Genomic DNA, 23,406 nt, shown 5'->3' on the forward strand with positions numbered 1-23,406 from the left:
GCCGGGCCGGGCCGTGCCACTGCGGCGTGGGCCGTCATTCCGCGGCCAGCGGCGACCGCCTCAGCAGCACGATGCCCGTCACGGCCGCCGCCGCTCCCAACATCTGCACTGTCAGGGCCCAACCGGTGAGTGCGAGCTGCTCGCCGAAAACGACGATGCCGATCGTGACGGCGCCGATCGGCTCCAGGGTGTCGATGATCGGCAGACTGACGGCCAGAGAGCCGGCCTGGAAAGCGCTCTGCGACAAAACGAGACTCGTCACCCCGACGACCATCAGCGCGTAAGGTTCCCAGTGGACGATCACGTCGAGGCCGTCGGTCCGGAACCGGCTGGCCGTGCTTTTGGCCAAGCCGTCGAGAAGCGCCAGCATCAATGCCGCGCAGATGGCGTACGCGGCAGTCCGCAACCGTCCAGGGTGCCACGCTCCCACGGGAGCCAGCAGGGCCACGACACCGACGACTGCCGCGAACGCGGGCACCCAGTCATGGACCGCAGGAGCCGTGGTCCCGGGAGACAGCGGCAGCACCGTCAAGAACACCGCCACGCCCCCCGCCGTGCAGACGATCCCGGTCTTCTCCCAACCGGTCAGCGGTTCCCCGCGCCGCAGAGCCAGGAACGGCAGCGCGAAGAGGAGATCGGTTGCCGCCAGCGGCAGGACCAGCACCAAGGGACCGAACGCGAGTGCGAGCCCGAGGAAGGCGAAGGAGGAGACGGAAAGCCCCAGCCCCACCAGCCATCTGGGCCGGCGGCCCAGGTCGAGCAGGAGCCGCAGTCTCATCGACTTCCGCATCGACACCTGCCGCGCCGCCTCGTGCTGCAGCACCGACCCGATACCGAAACATACGGCGGCCATCAGGGCACTCGACACCGCGACCACGATGTTCACGGGTCGAGAATCCCTACCGCCGGGGGCCGGACCACGCCTAACGCGTGAGGGAGCGGCCTGAAGAGGCCCATTGGTCTCACGAGCACGCCGGATGCCGTCACGGTGCGCGCGACGGTCTTCGACGACGGCATGGTCCGGGCGGAGAAGGCGTCAACCATGGGCAATGACAGCGACGGGCACCGGGCAGTGGTGAATCAGGGCATGGGTGACGGATCCGATGTGTGCGCCCAGAGACCCTCTGCGTACACGTCGGCCGACCGCCACGAGGTCCGCGTTGTCCGCGGCGTGCAGGAGTAGTCGAGCAGGGCCGCCGAAGGGCGATCGTTCGGCGACCTCGGCGGCAGGGTACTTCCGCCGCCATGGCCTCAGGGCTTCCCGAAGGCGCCGCACGATGTCGGGGCCCATCTCCCGCTCGGCTGCGACGAGCGCCAAGGCGTCACGGACCACGGGCATGATCGACCACCCGTACAGGACCAGGACGCGATCGCCACGGAGCACGGCCTCCTGGAAGGCGAAGTCGAGAAGCGGAGCGAAGAACTGGTCGAGGTCCACACCGACGACCACGTCGCGTGCAGGGCCGGCCGGGACGTCCCCGTCCCCTGCGTCCGACCGTCCCGGTGCCCGTACAAGCACCACTGGTCGCTCCGTGACGCTGATCGTCGCCATGCCGACCGACCCGAGGAGGAAACCCCTCACCCCGCCCAGCCCTCGGGAGCCGAGCACGAGGAGACCGGCCTCGGACGCCTCGTCGGCCAGGACTTCGGCGGGCTGTCCGGACCGATGGCGGGTCTCGATCTCCAGAGAAGGGTATTCGAGCCGCACTGCTCCCGCAGCCTCGGCCAGCAGGTCCTCGGCCCAGCGGCTCCTTGCTGCGGGGCGACCGTGCTGTGCGGTCGCCGGCCCCGGCCACTGATCTGCGTAGACGATACGCAGGTCCACTCCGCGCAGCACCGCCTCCCTCGCGGCCCATCCGGTCGCCGCGACGGCCCCGGGCGACCCGTCCACACCTACGGTCACAGGACGGGACATTCTCGCGCTCCCTTCTGACAGCGGGGGCGAAGCCCCCTCCTCGGGCCGCGGGCCTCAGGACACGCGACGTGCCTCCGCGCACCGGCGAAGGGTGGGGAAACTTCCTCTCGCTCCTCCCGGCCGTCCAGTGCCTTCATGATGCTCATGCGGTCCTGACATGTCCGTCAGCGCTTGCTCACCCCGGACCCGGGGCGCGGAGTGCGGTCGTGCGAGCCGGCCGGGGGAAGCAGGGATCGAGCTCACCGCGGCGACGGATACCGAGGGTGGCGCAGTGGAACGTCGACGACGGCGCGGGGACAGCGGAATCCGGCGGCCAGACCCTGCAGCCGTCCAGCCCTCGCCGGGACGTCGCAGGTCACGATCGGATGCCTTGACGTGAACGTCGCGCCCTCCAGACGTCCGACGGCCACCTCCTCCAGCGGGTCCCCTTCATGGTGCGGGCTGACCGGCGGTACAAGGGGGCGCACGCTGTCGTCAGCGGTAACGACCCGTGGCGATGACATCGCGCGTGACTCCCCTCGTCCCAGCCGCTGCCTCTCCGTCCCGCAACCTGGCGCACCAGGCGGGGCAAGACCCCGTACAACCACCATGAAGGATCGTGACGCGCTTCGCGAGACTTGCGAGGCGTACCGAAGAGGCCCTGGTCAGTCGCGCGCCGGTCGCAGTGAGCTGGTTGAGGACCGCGTCGAGGCGGCGGGTGGCTTCCTCGGCCGCTTGCTGCAGGGCCTCCAGACCGGTCGGTGCGACCGTCATGCCGGGATCAAGGGCCTGGACGACGGTGCCCTCGCCGTCGGCGCGCACGACCACGTCGCAGGGCAGCAGCAGGCCGACGGTCCGGTCTGCATCCAGCGCGCGGTGAGCGAGCGGGGAGTTGCAGGCACCGAGGATGACATGGTTCTCCATGTCGTGGTCGAGCTTGGCCTTGAGAGTGGCGGTGGCGCCGACCCCGGTGAGGATGCCGAAACCCTGTTCGGCGAGGGCCTCGCGGGTGCGGGCAGCGGCGAAGGCCGTGCCGAGGCGGATCGTGCGGTCGCAGCGCCCGGCAGGGGCGTTCCTCGTGGGTTTCTCGAGCTTGTCCTGTCAGGCGCCGGCCTGCCGAGGGCAAGGACTCACGCCGTCCTCCGTGCCCGCGCGGCCTGCTGTTGCCGAGTGGAGGGGCGGTCGGGCCGGTGAGGGAAGCGGACGGCGAGCAGGGCCCGGTCGTCAGGGAACGCCGCCTCGGGCTGGTGGTGCAGGAACCGGCCGCACAGCTCGGTGATGTCCAGGCCGCTGGTGGTGCGGGCGAACTCGGTCAGCCGTTCCATTCCTGCGGAGAGGTTCTCGCGGCGGCGCTCGATCAGCCCGTCGGTGTACAGCAGCAGGGTGTCGCTCTCGGTCACGGTGGTGTCGGCCTGCTGGTAGCAGACGTCCCGGACGGGTCCGAGGGGCGGTGAGGTGGCGTGGTCGAGGTAGGCACTGGTGCCGTCGGCGTGGATGAGCAGCGGCGGCGGATGGCCGGCCCTGGCGTAGGTCAGGGTGCGGGTCCGGCGATCGAAGACCAGGTAGCAGGCGGTGGCCATACGATCCGGATGGTAGCGGCCCAGGAAGGTGTTGAGTTCGTCCAGGACAGCGGCGGGGTCGGTGCCGCAGCGCGGCACGATGTTGCGCAGGGCGGCGGTGATCTGTGCCATGACGGTCGCTTCGTGCAATCCGTGACCGGCGACGTCGCCGATGCTCAGGCCGATGTGATCGGCGTCCACGTCGTAGACGTCGTACCAGTCGCCGCCGACCGAGAGCAGGTCACTGCCCGGGGCGTAGCAGGTGGCCGTCTCCAGACCGGGCAGGTGTGGTAGCTGGGGCAGCAGGCTGAGCTGCAGGCGTTCGGCGACCTGGTGCTCGTGTTCGTGCAGCCCGGCCCGGCGCAGGGCCTGGGCGATCTGCTGGGCCACGGCCGTCACGTGCTCGGGAGCGGCGGAGCTGTCCGAGCCGTAGACGATCAGCATGCCCAGGTGGACACCGTCCGCCTCCAGGGACAGGGCAAGGGGAACCGCATCCGCGGCTTCACCGGGGAGCGAGCCGTCCGAGGAAGAGGGCCGGTCCAGGTCGGTCCAGCTGCCCGCGTCAGCCGGAAGGCCGCTGCCCTCCGGCTGCAGGGGCGGCACCAGCCGTGCCGCGTGCAGGTAGAGCTCCACCGCGGTGGCACCCAGGGCGGCCGGCGCCACCTCGCTGACGACGTGGGAAACCTCCGCAAGGGTGACCGCACCGGCCAGGGCGGCGGTCAGGTCGTACAGGTGCTGCAACTGGGCGCGGGCGGCTTGTTCAGCGGCCAGCAGCCGTGCCCGGTCCACCTCGGTGGCCCGGCGGAAGGCAACCTCTCGGTTCAGCGCCTCCACCTGCTGGCTGAGCACGGCGAACCGGTTGGACGCCCCCGCCTCGACGAGATGCAGTTGCAGGGCCGGCTGCGGGCCGTCCCACCACGTGGCCCGCGCCCCGTGACAGCGAAACCGCTGCGTGCGGCCGTCAGCGTCCTTGATGACCAGCGCGCCGGGCACGGGGCTGCCGCTGCGCAGCCACACAGCCAGCTGTTGGCGCAGCCACAGTCTGTCGTCGGGCCGTAGATCGAACAGGCTGCTGCCCGGGCGCAGCCGGTCGTCACAGCGGCTCGCCGCCGGGTTGGCGGCCAGCACGCGGCCGTCGGCCCCGCAGAGCAGCACCGGGTGGGGCAGCGGTTTGGTGATGGCCCGGAAGAGGCCAAGGGTCATGGAGCCACAGCCCGGTCACCGAAGTACTCACGGCCACCCACCGTCTCGATGTTCACGTCGGGGACCAGGTGCACCACCACACGGCAGCCGGCGTCGCCGCGCGCGATGGTCTCCTCCAGCTCCACCCGCGCATAGCCCAGGTTGCGGGCGGCGACGGTGCCGAAGACGTTGGACGTCATCATGCACATCGACTCGCGGCCCACCACCTTCTCGGCGAACGGGCACATCCGGTTGCCCAGCACGATCTTCTTCTCGTCGTGCTCGATGATGTAGAAGTCACCGTTGATGCGGCGCTTGAGATCCACGAGTGCCTCGGCCACCTGCTCGCCTGTGAGCCGGTCGGCCCCCAGCGCCTTGAGGTACATCTCGTCGATCTGCGTGCCGACGGCCTGCCCCACGAGGCTGACGTAGCCGGACGCCTCCTCCAGGCCGATCACCGACTCCAGTGACGTCGCCAACTCACGCACCAGAGTCCGCAGGAACACGTCACGGTCCAGTGGAATCTCCACGTTCGAAACCTGTTCCATGCCGGCTCCCCTCGCCCTCGGGTCACGGCGGCAGTGCGACCGGCGTGGCCTCATCTCGTGTGACGGGATCTGATTCTGCCAGCACCCTCCGGCCCGCCATCACCAGCCCGTCGACCTCTTGGCGGACGACTCTTCACAGGATCTGCCGGTCACCCGGCAGATACAGAGGGTTCACCAGGCGGGCAGGGGTAACCCGAGGTATGGCTGTCACCGGTTGTGCACGGCGCCGGTCGGCGGGGCGCACAGCCACCACGCTGGAGGAACCTCATGAACGGCGAACCGACCATCTCATCCTGTGAGTCGTGTTTCCCCGCAGTCACGGCGAGCATCACGGCCGCCCGCCACTGGGTCCGCGACTGCATGGAAGGTTCCGGCGGCCCGCTGCGCCGGCACCAACTGATCCAGACCACCGAGCTGCTCGTCTCGGAACTGATCACCAACGCCATCCGCCACGGCGCCGGCCCACCCCTGATCCGACTCACCTGGAACGGCCGGCTGCTGCGCATCGCGGTCAGCGATCACGGCGACCGCCGGCCGCGCGTACGCGCCACCAAGAACACCGAGCCCGGCGGCTTCGGCATGCAACTCCTCGAACGACTCGCCCAACGCTGGGGCGTCACCCCACGCCACCCCGGCAAAACGGTCTGGGCCGAACTCGGCCTCGACTCCTGAGCTCGCCCTGCCCGCCGGACCTGGGCCGTCACTGCAGAGGACTTCGACGGGTGGGTCGCACGGCCTGCCACCAGCTTGCCCCATCGGGACTCGTGCCGGCCCGTGCCCGGCAGTGCGGCCTGGTGGTACTGGCCGAAGGCGAACAGACCGACCGGCCCCGGTGCTCCCCGGCCGGGAACCCCCACAGGGTGAGAGGCGCGGGCCATCAGACGTGAGAGGACTGCGGGCTGTGTTCTTCCGCTGCCCGGACCGGCCGTCGGCAGTGCCTGACCGGGTATCGTGCAAGGTGATGGACAGGGGCCGCCATGTTGCCGAGCCCGGGAAGCCGGGGGACGGCGTGGATGTCCCACCTGGCGCGGGCGGGCCCCCCGTCGCGTCGCCACGTGGCGCGACACTACAGATCAATCCGTTGCCTGACAGTTCCGGGCTGGAGGCGATCGGGGAGATCGGCATGAGGACACGGACCGTTTGGCAGCAGGCGCTGAAGCAGCTGGCCGAGCGTCGTACGGACGTGCTGCACCTGGATCTGTCCCGGGTGAGGTTCGTGGATGTGGCCGGTGTGACGGACCTGGCGGTCGCCGCCCAGCGCCTCCCCGAGGGACAGCGGATCGTGCTGCACCGACCTCCGGCGCAACTGCCACGCATCCTCGAGCTCTTCTGGCCCGGGATTGCCGCGATCGAGGTGGCCGCGTGACGGGCACAGCCACCTCGCACGAGCCGTTCGTCCACCCGGCGCTCTTCTACCGTGGCACGGACCAGTACCTCGCGGGAACGGTTCCCTTCCTGCGGGAAGGGCTGGACGCCGGTGAGCCCGCAGCCGTCGCCGCTCCGCCGGATCGCCTGGAGCTGATCCGCGAGGGGCTGGGGGAGCGAGCGGCGGAGGTCCGCTTCATCGACATGACCCAGGCCGGCCGCAACCCCGGCCGCATCATCCCCAGCGTGCTGTGCAGGTTCGCCGACGCCCAGCCGAGCGCCCGCCGGGTCCGCATCATCGGCGAGCCGATCTGGCAGGGGCGTTCCGCCGTCGAGTACCCGGCGTGCGTCCAGCACGAGGCGCTGATCAACGCGGCTTTCACCGGGCGCGCGGTAACCATCCTGTGCCCCTACGACGCCGGGCAGTTGGAGGAGCAGGCCCTCAGCGACGCTCTGGCGACCCACCCGGTCGTCATCGACGCCGATGGCGAGACACAATCCACCGCCTACGGTCCCGAACAGATCATCGCCCACTACAACGAGCCCCTATTCGCCCCACTCGGCGCCGCGACCTCCCCTTTCGCCGCCCAGACACTGCCCGACGCCCGCGACTTCGCCGTGTCCCGGGCGCGGTCCCTGGGCGTTTCCGGGGTGAGCCTGGGAGACCTGGAACTCGCGGTGGCGGAGCTGACCACCAACAGTGTCGTCCACGGCGCCGGCTCGGGGATCCTGCGGATATGGGCCGAGAGCGACCGGATCGTCTGCGAGGTCCACGACGGCGGACAACTGACCGATCTCCTGGCCGGCCGCCGTCCGCCGAATCCCACGCAGCCCGGTGGCCGTGGACTCCTGCTCGTCCACCAACTCGCCGACCTCGTCCGTATCCACACCGGTCCCGACGGCACCACCATTCGCTGCTACCTCCCCGGCTGACCACGACAACGTGGCGGGTCAACCGCTCAAGATCGAACAGACAACAGTTGCTCAGCCCTCTGTCAGGTGGCGCTGTCGGGCCTGGGCTCAGGTCATCGGGGTGTTGGCCAGGACCCGGCGGAGGACGCCCCAGGAGAGGTCGGACTCGGTAGCGAAGGGGCGGCGCTCCTTGGACTCCTCATCGATGTAGTCGAAGGCGTCACGGTTGTAGCTGTCGCCGTCGTCGTCCTGGGCGGCGGTCTGCTCCGGGTCGAGGTAGACGTGGAAGCTGGCGCCGAATTCGGCGCTGGAGTTCATGTAGCCGGGGCCGGTGGTGCCGCCGCCGCCTTCCATCGGGCAGTACACGCGGTGCACGGCGTAGTTGTCCTTGGAGAGCCAGGCGCACTGGCCGGGGGTGAGGGTGAGGAGGCCGAGCTTGCGGGCGTCCCACGTGAGGTGCTCGTAGACCATGACGTCGAGCTGGCCGGCGAGGCAGAAGACGATGCCGGTGGTGTGGCCGTGGGAGTGGATGGGCGAGTAGTGCTGCGCCGGCCAGATCTCCAGGACCACGGGCGAGCCGATGTCACCCTCCGGGTGGTCGCCGGGGTGGAGATGGCCGTCTTCGGTGGCCAGGTCGTCGTACTCGCCCCGGCCGGAGCAGGCAACGCGGATGTAGGGCGGATGGGTGTGGTCGTGCTGGTACTTCTCCACCAGGATCTGGCGCAGCAGTCCCACCTTGTCACCGGGTTCGGCGGCGGGGGCGAGGTGTTTGCGCATCGCTTCGACCTCCCACGCGGACAGGCGCAGGTCCTCCGCCTTGCGCGCGAGATCCATGACGGCCGGCGGGATCATCAGCTGGCGGGCGTACTCGTCGAAGGAGGTGGCTTGTCCGATCACCAGTGACGGTGCGGCCCCGGCGCCCTTGAGGCGCAACTGCCGTTCCTCTTCCTTGGTGATGTGGAAGGGATGCCCTGCCCTGCCGTACTCCGGGCGGCCGGCGGTGCTCCGGGGGCGATCAGGCTCATGAGACTCCTTCGTGTTTCCGGGGGGACGCGGCGCTGGACGCACCACGCAGCGGGGGTGGATGAGCGACTCTCCGGGGCCGGCGCGTAGGCATGGGTGGGCGTTGCGGCGGAGATCCGTCAGCCCGCCTGCTCGATCGGGGAGCCGGGCACATCTGCGGATGGGGCAGCGGAGGCCCGGAACTCTCGACCGGTGGGTGGTCCGCAGCCCGTGAGCGTCTCCGGCGGCCGTCCGCGGGCGCGCAGCTGTGGGGGCGCCGGCGCGGGTGGTGGCGGCCGGCCGCCATGACGCTGTGTCGGGGCGCGATGGTTACGGTTCCGCGGGAGGTGACGCCCGGTATCGGTCCGTGACCGAAGGGTCGTTGCCCAGCGCGGATGCGATCAGCGGCTGGGCAGGCGCGTGGCCTTGAGGCCGTCGAGGGGGTACTCCTGGGGCAGGTGAGCCGGGTCGCCCGGTACGGTGACCTGTACGGTGATCGGCCGGGAGGTGCCCGCGGCAAGGAACTGGTCGTTCTGGGATTCCAGGTACGCCTTCCCGTCCTGGGCGATGACGTCCACGCCGGATGCTTCGGCTTTCGCGCCCTTCACCGTGGGCAGGTCGAAGGAGATCCGGAACCTCTTGACGTCCTCGGCCTTGCCGCTGTCCTTGCTGACGGCGGTGAGCGTGAGTTCGAAGCTGTACACCCTGCCCCGGGGCTCGCTGCTCTCCCATGTCCGGTTGAACTTCTTGGACACGGCGATCTCGTCGTAGCTGGGCGGGAGCGGCAGAGGGGTGATGCGTCCGGCGCCGTTCATGATTTCGAGGGCGCCGACAGGTACCCTTCCCTGTCCGATGCGCTGGGAGTGGTCGGGGATCGCGGCCCTGGTCAGGTCGAGGTGGTTGACGTTGCCCGCGGAGTCGACCGCGTAGAAGTTGCCGTCCTGGTCGAAGAAGGTGGCGGAGTACGACTTGCGCGAGCCTGCCGCGGCGCTGGCTTCCGCGGGCGGGAAGACCTCCTTCTTGAGGACGGTCCTCATGGGCTGCCGACTCGGATCGACGAGCAGCAGGTCGCCGTTGTCGCCCTCCACCGAGATCAGCCGTCCGTCCTTGGGGTGGTAGGCGAAGTCGTCCCACCGGCCGCCTCCCGGTGCGTTCCGGGGCGTGGCCTTCCCGGCCGCCACATCGATGGCGTAGCTGTGCACGTCGGGGTTGCTGACGACGAAGAGGATCTTCCCGTCGGGATCCGTGTCACCGTCGAACCAGGGTCCGCTCGGCAGCCCGTCGATCACCTGGTCCTTCAGGGTGCCGGCCGCCACGTCGATGGTGATGAGCTTGTTGCGGCTCACTGCCAGCAACAAGGGCTCGGTGTCGTCGCCACGGTACTGAGCGCCCATGGCCGTGTAGCCGGGCTCGTAGGGCGGGACGCTGCCGACGAGGCGGGTGTCCCCGTCGATGGGGTCGAAGCGGTAGATCCGGGTGTTGGTCCTGCCGACGGCGAGATACACCTTGCGGTGAGCCATGAGCCGGGCGTCCTTCCTGGAGGCTGGGGGGCCACTCATGATCCGCTCACGCCCACCTGCACCGCAAGCACTCACCGTGTCCGTTCGAACACTATGAGCCACTGGCTCCGGTGTGTGCCCGCAAGGTGATCGACACCGGGATGTGAACGCCGCTGACCTGCTGTTTCGCGAGTCGTGCGGGGGCGAGGGGTGCGCCTCCTCGATCCAGGACCGCACGGCTGCAGGCCGTCTTGACACTCGTTCTGACGGCCTGTCAGTGATCTCGCGCCCTGGGCCGGGAGGCGCGGTGTTCCGGCGGGCGGCCCCGGTCGCCCACCGGTGTCGCGCGCCGTCACCGTCGGGAGTACAGGCGCCCTTCCGACCACAGGAGGTCCACACGGCCCCAGCGCGCCGCCGTGCGTACGTCGGGGAAGAAACCGCGCCCCTGGTCGTTGGCGCTGGTGTTGCACAGCACCGGTACGCCGCTGAGCTGCTCGTACTCCGCGAGCACCGCTGCCAGCAGCGGGCTGTCGCGCTCGGTCACGGTCTGGAGCCGGGCTGTGCCGTCGAGGTGGACGACGGCCGGGATCCTCTCGGACCACCGGGGTCGCACCGCATGGTCGAAGAGCATGTACGGGTCCGGGCAACCGGGGGAGAAGACCTCCGGTGCCCGGTGTTCCAGGCAGATCGGGGCGACCGGACGGTACGCGGCACGGCCTTTGATGTGGTTGAGCCGGTCCTTCGTCTTCGGGTCGGTGGCCGGGGCGAGGATGCTGCGGCCGCCCAGTGCGCGGGGACCCAACTCGGCCCGCCCGGTGAGGACCACTACCGGCTCCGCGGTCTCGTGGAGCACCTTGGCGAGCCCGGCGGCGTCGCACGGCTCCCATGCCCAGCCCGGTACGTCGGTCACCGGCGGCAGCTGAGGGCCGCGGAACACGTCCCAGTCCAGGGAGGTTCTGCCTTCCTGGCAGGCCATCTCGGCGACCGCCGTGCCGATCGCGGCGCCGGAGTCGTTCGGGAACGGTGGAATCCATACCTCGCGGAAGAGACCGCTGGACCGGATCAGACTATTCCATTTGATGTTGAGAGCGCAGCCGCCCGACAGGCACAGGTTCGGGCTGCGCAGGTCCGGAGCGAGCTCCGCGACGCGCTCGCGTAGCGCGGTCAGCAGCCTGGTGCCGAGATAGCCCTGGAAGCTCGCGATGAAGTCGGCGTCCGAGCCGCCCGGCCACACGGTGGCACGGTGCGCCCGGCACTGCTCGGCCAGCTCGATCCCGGTGTCGAACGTGAGCGGGACACGGCCCAGTCGGGTGTCGAAGTGCCGGTACAGGGCCGGCTCGTCCCGTCCCAGGGCGGCGTAGGCCATCGCCTTGCCCGCCACGTTGAGGTTCCGCGGTACCGCGGCGTTGCTGATCTCCTGCGCGTCCTGCAGCGCTGCCGCGGGGGAGCGGAACGGGTCCCACTGGGCGCAGTAGTCGGCAAAGGCGTTGCCGTAGACGGGAAGGAGCGACCCCAGGCTCCGTACCCGGAACGGGGCGGCGTCCACACGGTACAGCCGCGGAACGGTGCCGCCGTCCCAGACCACCGCCAGCGCGGGCTCCCCGCGTGTGGCGAACGGGCTGGTGCAGTAGGCGCCGAGCAGATGCTGCGTCACGTGGTGATAACTGGCGTACCGGACGACACGGCCGCCCAGTGGCAGACCGTCGAACTCGTAGCGACTCAGCGCCGGCCCGGCGCCGCCGTCCTCCTCGCTGTACGGTGCGACCTCGAGTGCCACCGGCCGTCCGTGGTGCGTCACCTCGCGCAGCACGGGTGCGGGTTCACCCGGTGCCGCCATCCACCCGTCGATCACGACGGCATCGAGATCGGACAGTCCCACTCCTTGCCCGGCCAGGACGTCCTCGATGACTTCCAGCCGATCCAGCGGCTGGAAGCGCGGGTTGCCGTCCAGCTTCTCCATCTCGATGCTGCACAGCAGTGTGCCGTCCTCGACGACGGCGATACCGCCGTCATGGGTGAGCTTCAGCCCGCAGATCAGCATTTCTTGCAGTCTCTCTTCTTCGAGGTCTCGTCCGGGCAACCGCGCCTCGTAGGCGACGGGATGGTTTCCGGATTTCATCAATTAATGGGTTCTCGCGGATTCCGGGGTTTTGGAAAAGGTGGACAGCGGGCCGCTCCCGAAGCGCTGACAACCTGTGGTGTCAACGACGGACGGGCATGGCAGTGTGCCCGTGAGCATGTGCTTCACGCCCCGGAGCTGCCGGGTTCGGCCGGTTGGTCGAACGTGGTGAACCTGGACACCGCGCCGTTCCGGGGAAAATTTCGTGGAGGCATGAGATGTCTGCTTAGACTGCCCGGCAGGCCACGGGAAAGCCGCTGCTTTCTGGTGTCGGCGCTCCCGAATCGGACATCAGGAAGGTGGCACCCGACATGACGACAAGCGACGTCGCAAGCCTCTACGAGGACTTTCCCTTCCCGTCCCCGGCGGAAGACGCTCCGCTCATGGACATGATCGCCGACCATCTCCCCTTCGTTCTGCGCGACTCGGAGCTGGAGGGCTGGGAGGTGCTTGACGCCGGGTGTGGAACCGGCTCCATCCTGCTGGCGCTCGCCAAGCGTTACCCCCGGGCCCGGTTCACGGGAGTGGACGCCTGTCGCCGCTCCATCGAGATCGCGCGGCGGAGCGCCGAGTGGCACGAGGTGACCAATGTCGAACTCGTTTACGGCAGCATGCCCGAACTGGACCTGCGGCGCCGGTTCGACCTCGTGGTCTGCTGCGGGGTCCTGCATCATCTCCCCTCTCCGCGGGCCGGGTTGCGGTGGCTCACCGAGCACATGGCGGACGACGGGCTGATCCATCTATGGCTGTACGACGCGGTCGGCGAACACAGCCGGATGCTGGACCGGGAACTCGTGCGACTGCTCACGCCGCCCGGCAGCCACGAGGGCGGGCTCGCCACCATCCGTGACCTCGGACTCGAACTGTCCCTCGCGGACTACGGCTTTCCCACCGGCTGGACCGGTACCCCCCTGACCGCGGCCGAACAGGACGTCGCGGACGTCGACGCGTACCTCAACCCTGTGGTCCTGCCGATGCGCTTCGCCGACATGCCCGGGCTGTTCGCGGACCTGCCCGTGACCTGGCTGGCCGCGGACCGGGTCTACCACCCGGGTGGCATCGGCCTCGTCGATCTCGCGGGCGAGGAGACGGAAACCGACGGTGGCGCGGTATTCGTACGGCCCGAGGACCTCTTCGACCGGTCGGCCCTGCGGGCCCGCGTCCGCGCGTTGGGGAATCTCGACCGGCTGCGGGCGATCGAGCTGCGGCTGCGGCCGACGGGCTTCGAGGTGATCGCCGGTCGCGGCGTCGGGCTCGACCGCTGCGTACCTCGCGTCGCGGGCAATCTGCTGCCGATCGGCGACGGTCCGGGGCCTGGCGTGCGCTGAGCGCCGGGCGCTCACGTAGGGCTCTCTCGGCGCCGGATCAGACATGAGTGATGGCGACCGGTGTGTCTAGCAGAGTGCGGGTGTGGGCGGAGGCGCGGATGCCGGTTTCGACGGCCCCGTCCATCCACAGGGCGTTGTAACTGGTCGACGTGTCGCCTCCGGCGAAGGCGACGCGTCCTTCGGGGGCGCTGATGGCGGGCCCGTGGGTGGTGAGCCAGCCGGGGCGGTAGGCGATCCAGGTGCCGCGGGCGTAGGGGTCCTGGTTCCAGTCGTGGCTGTGCACCGCTGTGACGCGGGACGAGGGCGCGTAGGCGGCCAGGGCTTTCTGCGCCCCGCCCAGGGTGTACAGGTCGGGGGAGGCTACGGGGTCGCCGAAGCCGGTGAGCAGACTGCCCTGTTCGGTGATCCTTTCCGTACGGATCCACTGGAACCCGTCCGGGCTGCCCGCGGCGAAGAAGTGCGGCTCGGGCAGGTCCTCGGCCAGCAACCAGACCTTGGCGAAGTGGCCGGCGTGCCCCTGGGAGGCGACGGCCTGCTTTGCGGGGTGCAGGGCCGGGCGGAAGTCGATGTTCTGCCAGCAGTTCAACGGAGTGGCGACGATCGCGGTGCGGGCGAGGAACCGCTCCGCGGACTCGGTGATGACCTCGACGCGGTCGGAGGTCTGGACGACACGGCGAACGGGTGAGGAGAGGTGGAGTTCGGCGTCGGCATCGGCGATGAGGGCGTCCAGGAGGGCCTTCGTCCCGTCGCGGAAGCTGTCGAGGACATCGAGGGCCAGCGTCTGCTGCGCGAACGGGGTGTAGCGGGTGGCGATCTCGCCGAGAAGGTACAGGGCGGAGACCTCGTCGGCGGGGGCCCCGTAGTGCACCGACGCCTGCCGGCTGAGGGTGGCGACCGCTGTGGCGGACAGGCCGAGCGTGGCCAGGTACCGGCGAACCGACACGTCCAGGGGGCGGGTGTGGTCGGGGTCGTGGAGGTGGGGGCGAGTGGCATGGGCGGTGAGGGTGATGCGCCGGACGGCATCATCGATTTCGGCACCGTAGCCGGGGGGCAGGGCCTGCGGGTCGGTGTGGCGCGTGCCGTCGATGAACAGGCTGCTGACGGTCGTGCTGGGGCTTTGGGTGACGGGCAGTCGATAGCGGTCGGCCTCGGCGTAGATGTGGAGGAAGGTGTCGCGGCGGCCCAGCCACATGCCGCCGAGGTCGACAGGTGTGCCGGTACCGGGGAAGGTGCTGGTCCAGGTGCGTCCCCCGAGGCGGTCGCGGGCTTCCAGCAGCAGCACGGAATGCCCTGCTGTCCCCAGTTCGCGGGCGGCGGTGGCACCGGAGATGCCGCCGCCGATGACGATCACGTCGTGCATGTGTGCTCCTGGAAGGTCGGCCGAGGTTTCTGCGTGCGGTGCGAAGCGGCTCGATCGCCTCGCTGGGTGTCAGGGGGCGGTCTCGGAGGCCACCGCGGCGGTGATCCGGTCCCAGGCCGTTCGCACGTGCCGCTGCTCGGTGCCCGGAGTGCCGATGGCCATGCGCAGCAGTACCCGGCCGCCGGCCTTGGTGTGGGTGAGGTACAGGTCGCCGGAGTCGTTCAGCCGTTGCATCACACGCAGCGTGGCCGCGTCCGCCTCGGCCTCGGGGAGCTGGGGCCACAGAGGGCGGAAGCAGACCAGGCCCAGCGGGTGGTGCGGGTGCAGGTGGAATGCCGCGTCGGCCTCGATCCACCCGGCCAGCTGCCGCGCCAGTCCCACCCCGCTGCGGATGTGTGCCCGCAACCCCTGCGCGCCGTACCAGCGGATCACCGACCACAGCTTGAGCGCGCGGAAGCGGCGGCCGAGCGGGATCTGCCAGTCGCGGTAGTCGATGACCTCGCCGGAGGCGGTGGCCTGGTTGCGCAGGTACTCGGGGAGGACCGAGAGCGCGCCCACCAGCGGTGTGCGGTCGGCCACCCACAGCGCGGTGCAGTCGAAGTTGGTGAGCATCCACTTGTGCGGGTTGGTGACGTAGGAGTCGGCGTACTGAGCCAGTCCGTCGTTGAGCCACCGCAGTTCCGGGCACACCGCCGCCACACCCGCGTAGGCCGCGTCCACGTGCAGCCAGACGCTGTTGCGGCGGCACACCGCGCCGATCCCGGCCACCGGGTCGATCGCGGTGGTGGAGGTGGTGCCGACGGTCGCGCACGCCAGCAGGGGAACCGCACCGGCCGCGCGGTCCCGGGCGATCATCGTCTCCAGGCCGGCCGGGTCCATCGCCAGGGTCCGCTGATCGACGTCCACCACGCGCACGGCAGCCGCGCCGACCCCACAGATCCGTGCGGCCTTCACCAGCGAGGAGTGGGTCTCCGAGCTGGTGTAGACCGTGTACGGCACGGTGATGCCCTCCTGCCCCGGCTTCCCGCCGCCCGCCCGATGCAGTGCGGCGACGACCGCCACCAGCGCTGCGCTGGACGCCGAGTCCTGGATGACGCCGTTCTCCCGGAACGCGTCCGGCAGCCCCAGCAGGTCCACCAGCCAGTCCATCACCCGGGTCTCGAGCTCGGTACAGGCCGGACTGGTGGCCCACAGCATGCCCTGAACGCCCAGTCCGGACGAGAGGAGGTCGCCCAGGATCGCCGGGCCACTGGCGTTGGCCGGGAAGTACGCGAAGAAGGAGGGGTGCTGCCAGTGCGTGATGCCGGGTAGCAGCACCCGGTCCAGGTCCGCCATGACCCCCTCGAACCCCTCGCCGGTCTCCGGGGGGCTCTGCGGCAGCGCGTCCAGCACCTCACCCGGTGCGATCCGGGACCGCACCGGGTACGACTCGATCTTCTCCTGGTACGCGGCGATCCAGTCGACCACCTGCCGGCCGTAACGGCGGAACTCATCCGGCGTCATATGCCCATGAACGACACTGCTTCCCGACACCGTACTCCAAATGGCCTAGCGTGGATTCCAGCCCGGCTCCTGCCGGAGGCCGGACCGTTTTTCAGGCCGCAGCTCCCGGAGACCCGAGGCAATGGCCACGGCGCTCAGTGAAGCAGGGAGGCGCGAGAACAGAGAACCTGCGGGCGCGGAATTCACCCTATTCGGTCGTCCGACGAGGCCGCGAGTTCCCGGCGTGGGATACCTCGGGCGAGCGTCCCGAGTGGAAAATGTCTTCGTGTACAAGGTCCTTAAAGCACCGGAACGGGGACGGGTGACCAGCCATGAGTCGTGCGGATGAGCACCGCGTGGAGGCGGGAGGGGGGCTTGACGAGCCCTGCGCCCGGCGCAGGAGGGAGATCACGGAGGCGATCCGCAGCGCGGGCGGTCCCAACTCGCACCCGGTGGCCTACAGCGCAGAGGAAGATCTGCTGTGGGGCACGATGGTCTCGAAGCTCAACGCCGTACACCCCCGCGTCGCGAGTACCCGCTACCTCCAGGCCAAGGAGCGGCTGCCGCTGCCCGTCACCCACACGCCCAGGATCGACGACCTCGGGCAGCGCCTGGACAGCCTCACAGGGTTCCGGCTGCTCCCGGTCGACGGCCTGGCCCCGGTGAAGGAGTTCTACGGGCGCTTCGGCGACGGCATCTTCTCGACGACCATGTATCTGCGGTGTCCCAGCCGGCCCCACTACAGCCCGGAACCCGACATGCTGCACGAACTCGTCGGGCATGCCGTCATGCTGGCCGACCCGCTGTTCGCCGATCTCTACCGGCTGTTCGGAAAAGCCGCGAACAACGCTGGTTCCGAGCAGGACCTTCAGGCGATCAGTCAGGTCTTCTGGTTCACGATGGAGACAGGGCTCGTGCAGGAGGATGGCCGGGCCAAGGCGTACGGGGCGGCTCTCCTGTCGTCGAGCGGAGAACTCGCCAAACTCGACACCTGCCCGGTCGAGAAATTCTCCATCCAGGAAATGATTACATCAGACTATGATATCTCCACTTACCAGGGAAGGCTGTTCATCGCGCAGTCCGTCGAGGAGATGGTCCGTGAAGTCCGTTCCTTCTTGGCGCGTGTCTGAAACCGAGATTCCCTCACTTGAGGCCGGGGTGTCGGCGGAGGCCCCCCACCACGGGTGCATGTATATCTCGGCTTCGTACCTCATGTACGTGTCGGAAAGGCGGTGGCGAAACGATGGCCATGACGAACGTCGGTAGTCGGTCACAGGACACGGGAACCCAGGTGCACGACCCGGCCGCGGTGCGGTTGGTGGAGATCACTCTGGGGTTCTGGGTCGGGCAGGCCGTGGGCGCGTTCGCGCGCCTGGGCGTCGCGGACGCGTTCGCCGGCCAGGACCGGACCGTGGATGATCTGGCCGCCCGAACCGGCAGCGATCCTGCAGGACTGCGCCGGTTGCTGGGTTCGCTGACCGGTGTCGGGGTCGTCCGTGAGGTCTCGCCCGGCGTGTTCGCCCTCGGCGAGCTGGGACAGCACCTCCGCACCGATCACCCCCGGTCCATGCGAGACCTCGCGGTGCTCCAGAGCGAGCCGTGGATGTGGCGGGTCTTCGAGCGGCTCCAGCACGCGGTCTCCACCGGTGACGCCCCCGTCAAGGACGTCCTCGGGACCGACTGCTACTGGACCTGGCTGCACGGCCGTCCACAGGAGCGGCAGGTGTTCGACGCCGGGATGGTGTCGGTGGCCAAGGCTCTCCAGATCCCCACCGCGCTCTCCTACGACTACCGGGACGTACGCCGGATCGTCGACATCGGCGGCGGGCTGGGCCAGGTGCTGACCGCAGTTCTCACCGCCAACCCCCACATCGACGGCACGCTGTTCGACCAGCCGGCCACCGTCACCGGCGCCCAGCAGGCGCTGACGGACGCGGGGCTGGCGGACCGGTGCTCCGTGGCGGGGGGTGACATGTTCCAGGCCGTACCCGCGGGCGGCGACACCTATCTGCTGTCGTTCGTGCTGATGGACTGGGGTGACGAGCAGGCGCTGCGACTGCTGCGCAACGTGGCGGCCGTGCTCCCCGGACACGGGCGGGTCCTGGTCCTCGACTGCCTGGCGGACCACCCCGCCGGCACCGGCCCCTCAGGGCACCCCTTCCACATGGGTCGCACGGTCGACCTGTTCCAGATGTGCATGGGCAGCGCCAGGGTCCGCAGCCGCACGGAGTTCGAAGACCTCTATGCCCGGGCAGGGTTGCGGCTCCATGCGCTCCACCTGCCGCAGGCCCCCGTCAGCCTGATGGAGGTAAACCCTGCCTGAGGGGCGCGCGGGCTTTCCCGCCGGCATCCGTCAGACGAGCGAGAAACCGCCGACCGCCTCGTGTCACCGGGATGCGTCCGGGGCTCCTCCGTGGTTGCATGCAGCTGACGAACACGTTGCGTGCCGGAGCATGTGCGAGACGTGATGTTTCGGTCTGCGTCGCCCCCACGTATTGGAAAGGTACCCTCATGGCCGCCACCGCGATCCTGGACAAGTCCCACCGCGTCTTCGACGCGATCGACGAGGACGGCAACGGCGTCATCGCCGCGGACGACTTCGAGCGCATCGCCGAGCGCCTCATCCGGTCGTTCGACGAGGCGTCGCCGGCCGCCTCCAAGGTCCGCAGCACCTACACCAAGTGCTGGCAGAGGCTCGCCGAGCTGGCCGACAGCGACGGCGACGGCCAGGTCACGAAGCAGGAGTTCGAGACGGCCTTCGCCGGCGCTCGGCAGAACAAGTTCATGCAGGTCATCGACCAGGCCCTCGACGCCGAGTTCGACCTCGCCGACACCGACGGGGACGGCGTCCTCAACCGTGACGAGATCGGCCGCATGCTGAGCGCCTACGGCGTGCCGCAGCCCGAGTTGGACCAGGCCGTCGCGGGCCTGGACCAGGACGGCGACGGACAGGTCTCCCGCAGCGAGTACCGCACGGCGATGCGCGAGTACTACCTCAGCGACGACCCCGCTGCGCCGAGCGCCCCGATCTTCGGCCGCATCCGAGGCTGACCCGCTGCCGCAGTGACATACGCCCGCCCGGCCGGCCCTCCGGCCGGGCGGGCGCCCGTCTGTACGCGTCTGCGTCTCGAGCGAACGCGGTGAAGTCAGGGGAGTGGGACGTGCCGGCCTGTGATGCCCCGGAGCAGGAGGGCCGGCTGCCGGCTGTGACGCTCGCTCGACGCCTGGGAGCCCGTACCTCTGGCAGGAAGCGGAGAATTTTGCCCTGACCTGGGATTTTCTCCGGCTTGTTCCGGCCGGCATCTTTCCGGTGGTCTCGCGTGTGGAGTGCGTCGCGGTCCTTGAGCCTGCCGAGAAGGGTCGCTGACCTGGGGTTCGGCGGTAGCGCGGGTGTGTCTCGACCTGCTTCGCGACATCTAACAGGTCGAGCCCGTCGGGCCTGCCTCGCCTGCGGACTTGTGCTGGAGTGGCCGATGGGAGCGGCTGCGTGATGCCCGATCATCGGGACTCTTGACGCTCGACTCCGGTCGGCGAGGCCGACTGGATCAGTGTATTGCGATGCCCCTTGACTGCCTTGTCGGGGAGCCGCTGGCACAGCTCTGCGGCGATCACCGCTGGGAGTCGTCGTCAAATGTCATGCCCACATCAGCAGCGATGCGAGGGTGACGGCTGCCTGGTGGGACTCGGCGGTCTTGTCGCAGCGGGTGGGTGCGCCACGAGGCGCCATGGAACCGAGTGAGGCGAGAGACCTTCACCACCGGGTTGTCGCAGCGATCCGGCTGAAGCTGGGGGCAGTTCGACTCGGGGGATGCCGAGCCGAGCGGCAAGCGGCCCCGGCAGCGTCGGGACGGGCTGGCACTGCCGGACAGCCCGGGGCCGCAACTTCCACACGATCCCGTCGAGGACCGTCCGGTCGTCCAGCCGCCTGCGGCCCCGCTCGGACCGGGGCGCCAGCGGCTGCACGAAGGCCCACTCGGCGAGCGGAGCGAGGGCGGATCCAGCGGAGGCGCGGCTGTCGCAGTCGCGTCCACGCCCCTTCGAAAGTTTCGCGCATTGTGCACACGCTTGCGTTGTGCCCCTTCTCTGTTGTGCTCCATCCCTTGCGGTGGTTCGCGTGAGAGGTGTCTTGAACAGCAAAGACGTACTCGCCGAGACCTCTCCTGATGAAGGGGATGTTTCCGAAAGGTTGCCGAAACTGTTGACAGGTCCATTGTGCTTTACGAAAACTATGGCCACCGAACGACAGGAGACCGTCGTTCCCCTCACGTCATGTGACCGGGGAGGGCGGTCGGTCGTTGCGGCACGACGACGGGCGACCCCCGCCGTGTTCCATGCAAGGCCGCGGGCAGCAGGAGCCGCCCGCCCCCCACCAGCCTTCATCGGGAGGACGCATGCAACAGGACGGCACACAGCAGGACCAGATCCAGCAGAACCCCGCTCCCTCCAGCGGCTTGAGCCGACGAGGCTTCCTCGGCGGCGCCGGCACCGTCGCGCTCGCCACCGCGTCCGGACTGCTGCTGCCCGGCACCGCCCACGCCGCCACCACCATCACCACCAACCAGACCGGCTACGACGGCATGTACTACTCGTTCTGGACCGACGGCGGCGGCTCCGTCTCCATGACGCTCAACGGCGGCGGCAGCTACAGCACCCGGTGGACCAACTGCGGCAACTTCGTCGCCGGCAAGGGCTGGAACACCGGCGGGCGCAGGACGGTCCGCTACACCGGCTACTTCAACCCGTCGGGCAACGGCTACGGCTGCCTCTACGGCTGGACGTCGAACCCGCTGGTGGAGTACTACATCGTCGACAACTGGGGCAGCTACCGGCCCACCGGCGAGTACAGGGGCACCGTCCACAGCGACGGCGGCACGTACGACATCTACAAGACGACGCGGTACAACGCCCCTTCCGTCGAGGGCACCCGCACCTTCGACCAGTACTGGAGCGTCCGGCAGTCGAAGATCACCAGCGGCTCCGGCACCATCACCACCGGCAACCACTTCGACGCCTGGGCGCGTGCGGGCATGAACATGGGCCAGTTCAGGTACTACATGATCATGGCCACCGAGGGGTACCGGAGCAGCGGAAGCTCGAACCTCACGGTCAGCGGCTGACCTCTGTCCGGCGAACAACCGGCTGCGGGCTCCGGCCTCGTGGCGGATCCCGCAGCCGTGGCGAACCCCCCACCGCGGTGGGGGCACCCCCGGCCGAAGGCCGGGGGAGGCCGACCGGTTCGACAACCAGCACCTCCACACAGCGATCGGCGACATCCCACCCCACGAGCACGACGGCGCTGCCCGAACGGCGCCTCTTTGCGCGGGCGGTGCGCCGCCTCGGGGAACTGCGCGGGCGATTCGGCGGTGTGCGGCAGCCCGACGAACCAGTCCGTGACCTGACCGGCCTGACGAACGTGCCCGCAGCACTCGCCTCCCCTGAACGCACGGATACTGCAAGGCCGATGTGATCCCGGCCTGACCGAACTCGCGGCACGCGGGCTCGCGATCGACCAGCGCTGACCGTCACCGGCTCCGGCAGCTACGACTGGCCCCACCTGGAGGGGGCGGCCGAGCGGACCGTCACCACGGACCACGGCGTCGTCACCGTCACCGAAGGACGCCTGCGGGGCACGGAGATCGTGCAGCTGTCCCGGCACGGCGCCGGACACCACCGGCTCTCCAGCCAGGTCGACCACAAGGCGAACCTCGCCGCCCTGCTGGCCTGCGAGGCAGAGGCCGTGGTGTCCTTCACCGTCTGCGGATCCCTCGACCCGGCCGTCCGGCCGGGCTCCCTGGTGGTCTTCGACGATCTGTACTTCCCCGCCAACCGGCTGCCCGACGGCACCCCGTGCACCTGGTACGACACCGTCCGGATGCCGCCTGGGCCGGATCGCTGTCCGTCCCGCCCGACGCGCGACGGTGCCGGTCGGGTCGTCGAGCCGGGCCCGACCGACATGACGACCCCGAAGAGGGGCGACTGCCTGGGGAGCCGGCGCGCGGGCGGGGCCACCGGCGTCGGTCTGCCCGGGTCCGGCCGGTTGCGTCCTGACCGTGAACCCATGGGACGCACGGTTTTACTCCCCCTGCGCCCCGGTGCGCACCTGCTGTTCATGACGTCCCCCGTCGAGACAGGTGGACCAGCGACATAGGCCGATCGGCCGATGTCCGCCGGTCGGTTCTTCAGCAGAATCTGTGGAGGCGGAGCACGAGCCCGACCGCCGGGCTACGCGCGGTCCGGGTGGAACGACCGGTCGCACGGGCCGCAGCTGGGACATCGGGCCCGCCATCGCTTCCCTCTACGCACGGCAAGAGAAAAGGACCCCTCGTGGCAACCAAGCGCTCAGCACACACCGTCTGGGAAGGCGGCCTGCTCACCGGAGGCGGCGTCGTCGCCTTCGATTCCTCCGGCACCGGTGACCAGCCGGTGTCGTGGCCGTCGCGCGCCGAGCAGGCGAACGGAAGGACCAGCCCGGAAGAGCTGATCGCCGCGGCCCACTCCAGTTGCTTCTCCATGGCGCTGTCGCACGGCCTCGAAGAAGCGGGCACCCCGCCCACCAGGCTCGTCACCTCCGCCGACGTGACGTTCCAGCCCGGCGAGGGCGTCACCGGAATCCACCTCACCGTCGAGGGCACCGTTTCCGGCATCGACAACGACGCGTTCGTCACGGCGGCGCAGGACGCCAAGGCCAACTGCCCGCTCAGCAAGGCCCTGTCGGGCACGACGATCACGCTCTCGGCCGAACTCGTCTGAACCGGACCGGCCATCTCCCGGGATACCGCGCGCCGCGGGGGCGCGCGGTATCCCTTGCCATGAGTACCGCCAGGACCAGGAACAGCCGTGCCCGTGCACGGAGCGGTCACGCGAACCGTCGGACAGGGCGGGCTCGGTGCCGGACAGGTAGCCGGTGTGGCCGATGGCCGGCCCCGGCCGCTCCGTTGCGACTGACCGCGCCGCTGTCTCCTCGGGTGCCGCACGCCCGGCGGGGAGGGCGCCCCGGCGTGCGGTGCCGGGGCCGCGCGGGCGATCAGCCCAGGTGCATGATGTAGCCGACGTGGTGGAGTTCGTCGCCGCGGAAGTAGCCCACGGCCCAGAAGCCGAGGTCGTCGAGGTAGTCGATCCGGTCGCCGTCGATCCAGTACCGGCCCTGGTAGGCGTG

General features: G+C 69.7%; 20 protein-coding genes and 1 pseudogene. 10 read left to right on the plus strand and 11 right to left on the minus strand.

The features are described from left to right. Positions 1–34: 34 nt before the first annotated feature. The 5 genes and pseudogenes from ORI94_RS32080 to ORI94_RS32100 form a co-directional block, all read right to left on the minus strand. Positions 35–886: a DMT family transporter gene (locus tag ORI94_RS32080; protein ID WP_266082136.1), complete on the minus strand. Its 852-nt coding sequence runs from the start codon at positions 884–886 to the stop codon at positions 35–37. 150 nt (positions 887–1,036) lie between these two features. Next, positions 1,037–1,915 carry a universal stress protein gene (locus ORI94_RS32085; RefSeq protein WP_266082138.1) on the minus strand — a complete coding sequence of 293 codons (879 nt, stop codon included), beginning with the start codon at positions 1,913–1,915 and terminating at the stop codon, positions 1,037–1,039. A 660-nt stretch (positions 1,916–2,575) separates the two neighbouring features. After that, a pseudogene (locus tag ORI94_RS32090) lies at positions 2,576–2,938 on the minus strand (DUF302 domain-containing protein); the annotation flags it as partial. An 86-nt stretch (positions 2,939–3,024) separates the two neighbouring features. After that, positions 3,025–4,656 (minus strand): SpoIIE family protein phosphatase, encoded by a 1,632-nt coding sequence (locus ORI94_RS32095; RefSeq protein ID WP_266082140.1) that lies wholly within the window; start codon positions 4,654–4,656, stop codon positions 3,025–3,027. After that, entirely contained in the window at positions 4,653–5,183 is a 531-nt protein-coding gene (locus tag ORI94_RS32100; protein ID WP_266082142.1) for a methanogen output domain 1-containing protein, read from the minus strand. Before ORI94_RS32100 ends, ORI94_RS32095 begins: the two co-directional genes overlap by 4 nt. A 267-nt stretch (positions 5,184–5,450) precedes the next feature. Here ORI94_RS32100 and ORI94_RS32105 point away from each other — a divergent pair, with 267 nt between their 5' ends. The 3 genes from ORI94_RS32105 (at position 5,451) to ORI94_RS32115 (ending at position 7,481) form a co-directional block, all read left to right on the plus strand. Continuing rightward, positions 5,451–5,855 (plus strand): ATP-binding protein, encoded by a 405-nt coding sequence (locus ORI94_RS32105; RefSeq protein WP_266082144.1) that lies wholly within the window; start codon positions 5,451–5,453, stop codon positions 5,853–5,855. A gap of 409 nt (positions 5,856–6,264) precedes the next feature. Next, a complete protein-coding gene (locus tag ORI94_RS32110) occupies positions 6,265–6,549 on the plus strand; it encodes an STAS domain-containing protein (RefSeq protein ID WP_266082146.1) in 285 nt (94 codons plus the stop codon). Then, entirely contained in the window at positions 6,546–7,481 is a 936-nt protein-coding gene (locus ORI94_RS32115) for an anti-sigma factor RsbA family regulatory protein (protein ID WP_266082147.1), read from the plus strand. Before ORI94_RS32110 ends, ORI94_RS32115 begins: the two co-directional genes overlap by 4 nt. An 87-nt stretch (positions 7,482–7,568) precedes the next feature. On the opposite strand, the gene ORI94_RS32120 is transcribed toward ORI94_RS32115, so the two are convergent. The 3 genes from ORI94_RS32120 to ORI94_RS32130 all read right to left on the minus strand — a co-directional run bounded on the left by ORI94_RS32120 (position 7,569) and on the right by ORI94_RS32130 (position 12,080). Next, positions 7,569–8,393 (minus strand): hypothetical protein, encoded by an 825-nt coding sequence (locus tag ORI94_RS32120; protein WP_266082149.1) that lies wholly within the window; start codon positions 8,391–8,393, stop codon positions 7,569–7,571. A gap of 470 nt (positions 8,394–8,863) precedes the next feature. Further along, positions 8,864–9,982, minus strand: a complete 1,119-nt coding sequence (locus ORI94_RS32125) for a hypothetical protein (RefSeq protein WP_266082151.1) — start codon at positions 9,980–9,982, stop codon at positions 8,864–8,866. Between the two features lie 331 nt (positions 9,983–10,313). Then, positions 10,314–12,080 (minus strand): carbamoyltransferase N-terminal domain-containing protein, encoded by a 1,767-nt coding sequence (locus tag ORI94_RS32130; RefSeq protein ID WP_266082153.1) that lies wholly within the window; start codon positions 12,078–12,080, stop codon positions 10,314–10,316. 311 nt (positions 12,081–12,391) lie between these two features. Between ORI94_RS32130 and ORI94_RS32135 the strand changes: the two genes are divergently transcribed. Further along, on the plus strand, positions 12,392–13,408 hold the full coding sequence (locus ORI94_RS32135) for a class I SAM-dependent methyltransferase (protein ID WP_266082155.1): 1,017 nt from the start codon (positions 12,392–12,394) through the stop codon (positions 13,406–13,408). A gap of 37 nt (positions 13,409–13,445) precedes the next feature. Here the strand turns inward: ORI94_RS32135 and ORI94_RS32140 are convergent, their stop codons facing one another. Together ORI94_RS32140 and ORI94_RS32145 are read right to left on the minus strand one after the other, a co-directional pair. After that, complete coding sequence (locus tag ORI94_RS32140) at positions 13,446–14,768, minus strand: flavin monoamine oxidase family protein (protein ID WP_266082156.1); 1,323 nt, start codon at positions 14,766–14,768, stop codon at positions 13,446–13,448. A 69-nt stretch (positions 14,769–14,837) separates the two neighbouring features. After that, on the minus strand, positions 14,838–16,271 hold the full coding sequence (locus ORI94_RS32145; RefSeq protein ID WP_266082158.1) for a pyridoxal-dependent decarboxylase: 1,434 nt from the start codon (positions 16,269–16,271) through the stop codon (positions 14,838–14,840). A gap of 311 nt (positions 16,272–16,582) precedes the next feature. Here ORI94_RS32145 and ORI94_RS32150 point away from each other — a divergent pair, with 311 nt between their 5' ends. The 6 genes from ORI94_RS32150 (at position 16,583) to ORI94_RS32175 (ending at position 23,000) form a co-directional block, all read left to right on the plus strand. Continuing rightward, the gene (locus tag ORI94_RS32150; protein ID WP_266082160.1) at positions 16,583–17,380 is read left to right on the plus strand and encodes a phenylalanine 4-monooxygenase; all 798 of its coding nucleotides are present in this window, start codon (positions 16,583–16,585) and stop codon (positions 17,378–17,380) included. A 113-nt stretch (positions 17,381–17,493) separates the two neighbouring features. Then, entirely contained in the window at positions 17,494–18,573 is a 1,080-nt protein-coding gene (locus ORI94_RS32155; protein ID WP_266082162.1) for a methyltransferase, read from the plus strand. 188 nt (positions 18,574–18,761) lie between these two features. After that, on the plus strand, positions 18,762–19,301 hold the full coding sequence (locus tag ORI94_RS32160; RefSeq protein ID WP_266082164.1) for an EF-hand domain-containing protein: 540 nt from the start codon (positions 18,762–18,764) through the stop codon (positions 19,299–19,301). Between the two features lie 1,340 nt (positions 19,302–20,641). Beyond that, positions 20,642–21,367 carry a glycoside hydrolase family 11 protein gene (locus ORI94_RS32165; RefSeq protein WP_266082166.1) on the plus strand — a complete coding sequence of 242 codons (726 nt, stop codon included), beginning with the start codon at positions 20,642–20,644 and terminating at the stop codon, positions 21,365–21,367. Between the two features lie 437 nt (positions 21,368–21,804). Next, positions 21,805–22,398, plus strand: coding sequence for a hypothetical protein (locus tag ORI94_RS32170; protein WP_266082176.1), 594 nt, complete (start codon positions 21,805–21,807; stop codon positions 22,396–22,398). A 176-nt stretch (positions 22,399–22,574) separates the two neighbouring features. Further along, positions 22,575–23,000, plus strand: a complete 426-nt coding sequence (locus ORI94_RS32175) for an OsmC family peroxiredoxin (protein ID WP_266082168.1) — start codon at positions 22,575–22,577, stop codon at positions 22,998–23,000. A gap of 274 nt (positions 23,001–23,274) precedes the next feature. Here the strand turns inward: ORI94_RS32175 and ORI94_RS32180 are convergent. Beyond that, positions 23,275–23,406, minus strand: a 132-nt coding sequence (locus tag ORI94_RS32180) for an Atu4866 domain-containing protein (protein ID WP_266082178.1), incomplete at its 5' end; no start/stop codon positions are given.

The sequence above is a fragment of the Streptomyces sp. NEAU-W12 genome, assembly GCF_026242095.1.
Taxonomy (GTDB): Bacteria; Actinomycetota; Actinomycetes; order Streptomycetales; family Streptomycetaceae; genus Streptomyces.

Excerpts from the sequence above, each read along its gene's own strand:
- ORI94_RS32145 (WP_266082158.1), bottom strand. The coding sequence starts at position 16,271 with ATGACGCCGGATGAGTTCCGCCGTTACGGCCGGCAGGTGGTCGACTGG.
- ORI94_RS32135 (WP_266082155.1), top strand. The coding sequence starts at position 12,392 with ATGACGACAAGCGACGTCGCAAGCCTCTACGAGGACTTTCCCTTCCCG.
- ORI94_RS32140 (WP_266082156.1), bottom strand. The coding sequence starts at position 14,768 with ATGCACGACGTGATCGTCATCGGCGGCGGCATCTCCGGTGCCACCGCC.
- ORI94_RS32105 (WP_266082144.1), top strand. The coding sequence starts at position 5,451 with ATGAACGGCGAACCGACCATCTCATCCTGTGAGTCGTGTTTCCCCGCA.
- ORI94_RS32155 (WP_266082162.1), top strand. The coding sequence starts at position 17,494 with ATGGCCATGACGAACGTCGGTAGTCGGTCACAGGACACGGGAACCCAG.
- ORI94_RS32085 (WP_266082138.1), bottom strand. The coding sequence starts at position 1,915 with ATGTCCCGTCCTGTGACCGTAGGTGTGGACGGGTCGCCCGGGGCCGTC.
- ORI94_RS32095 (WP_266082140.1), bottom strand. The coding sequence starts at position 4,656 with ATGACCCTTGGCCTCTTCCGGGCCATCACCAAACCGCTGCCCCACCCG.
- ORI94_RS32125 (WP_266082151.1), bottom strand. The coding sequence starts at position 9,982 with ATGGCTCACCGCAAGGTGTATCTCGCCGTCGGCAGGACCAACACCCGG.
- ORI94_RS32150 (WP_266082160.1), top strand. The coding sequence starts at position 16,583 with ATGAGTCGTGCGGATGAGCACCGCGTGGAGGCGGGAGGGGGGCTTGAC.
- ORI94_RS32130 (WP_266082153.1), bottom strand. The coding sequence starts at position 12,080 with ATGAAATCCGGAAACCATCCCGTCGCCTACGAGGCGCGGTTGCCCGGA.
- ORI94_RS32165 (WP_266082166.1), top strand. The coding sequence starts at position 20,642 with ATGCAACAGGACGGCACACAGCAGGACCAGATCCAGCAGAACCCCGCT.
- ORI94_RS32160 (WP_266082164.1), top strand. The coding sequence starts at position 18,762 with ATGGCCGCCACCGCGATCCTGGACAAGTCCCACCGCGTCTTCGACGCG.
- ORI94_RS32100 (WP_266082142.1), bottom strand. The coding sequence starts at position 5,183 with ATGGAACAGGTTTCGAACGTGGAGATTCCACTGGACCGTGACGTGTTC.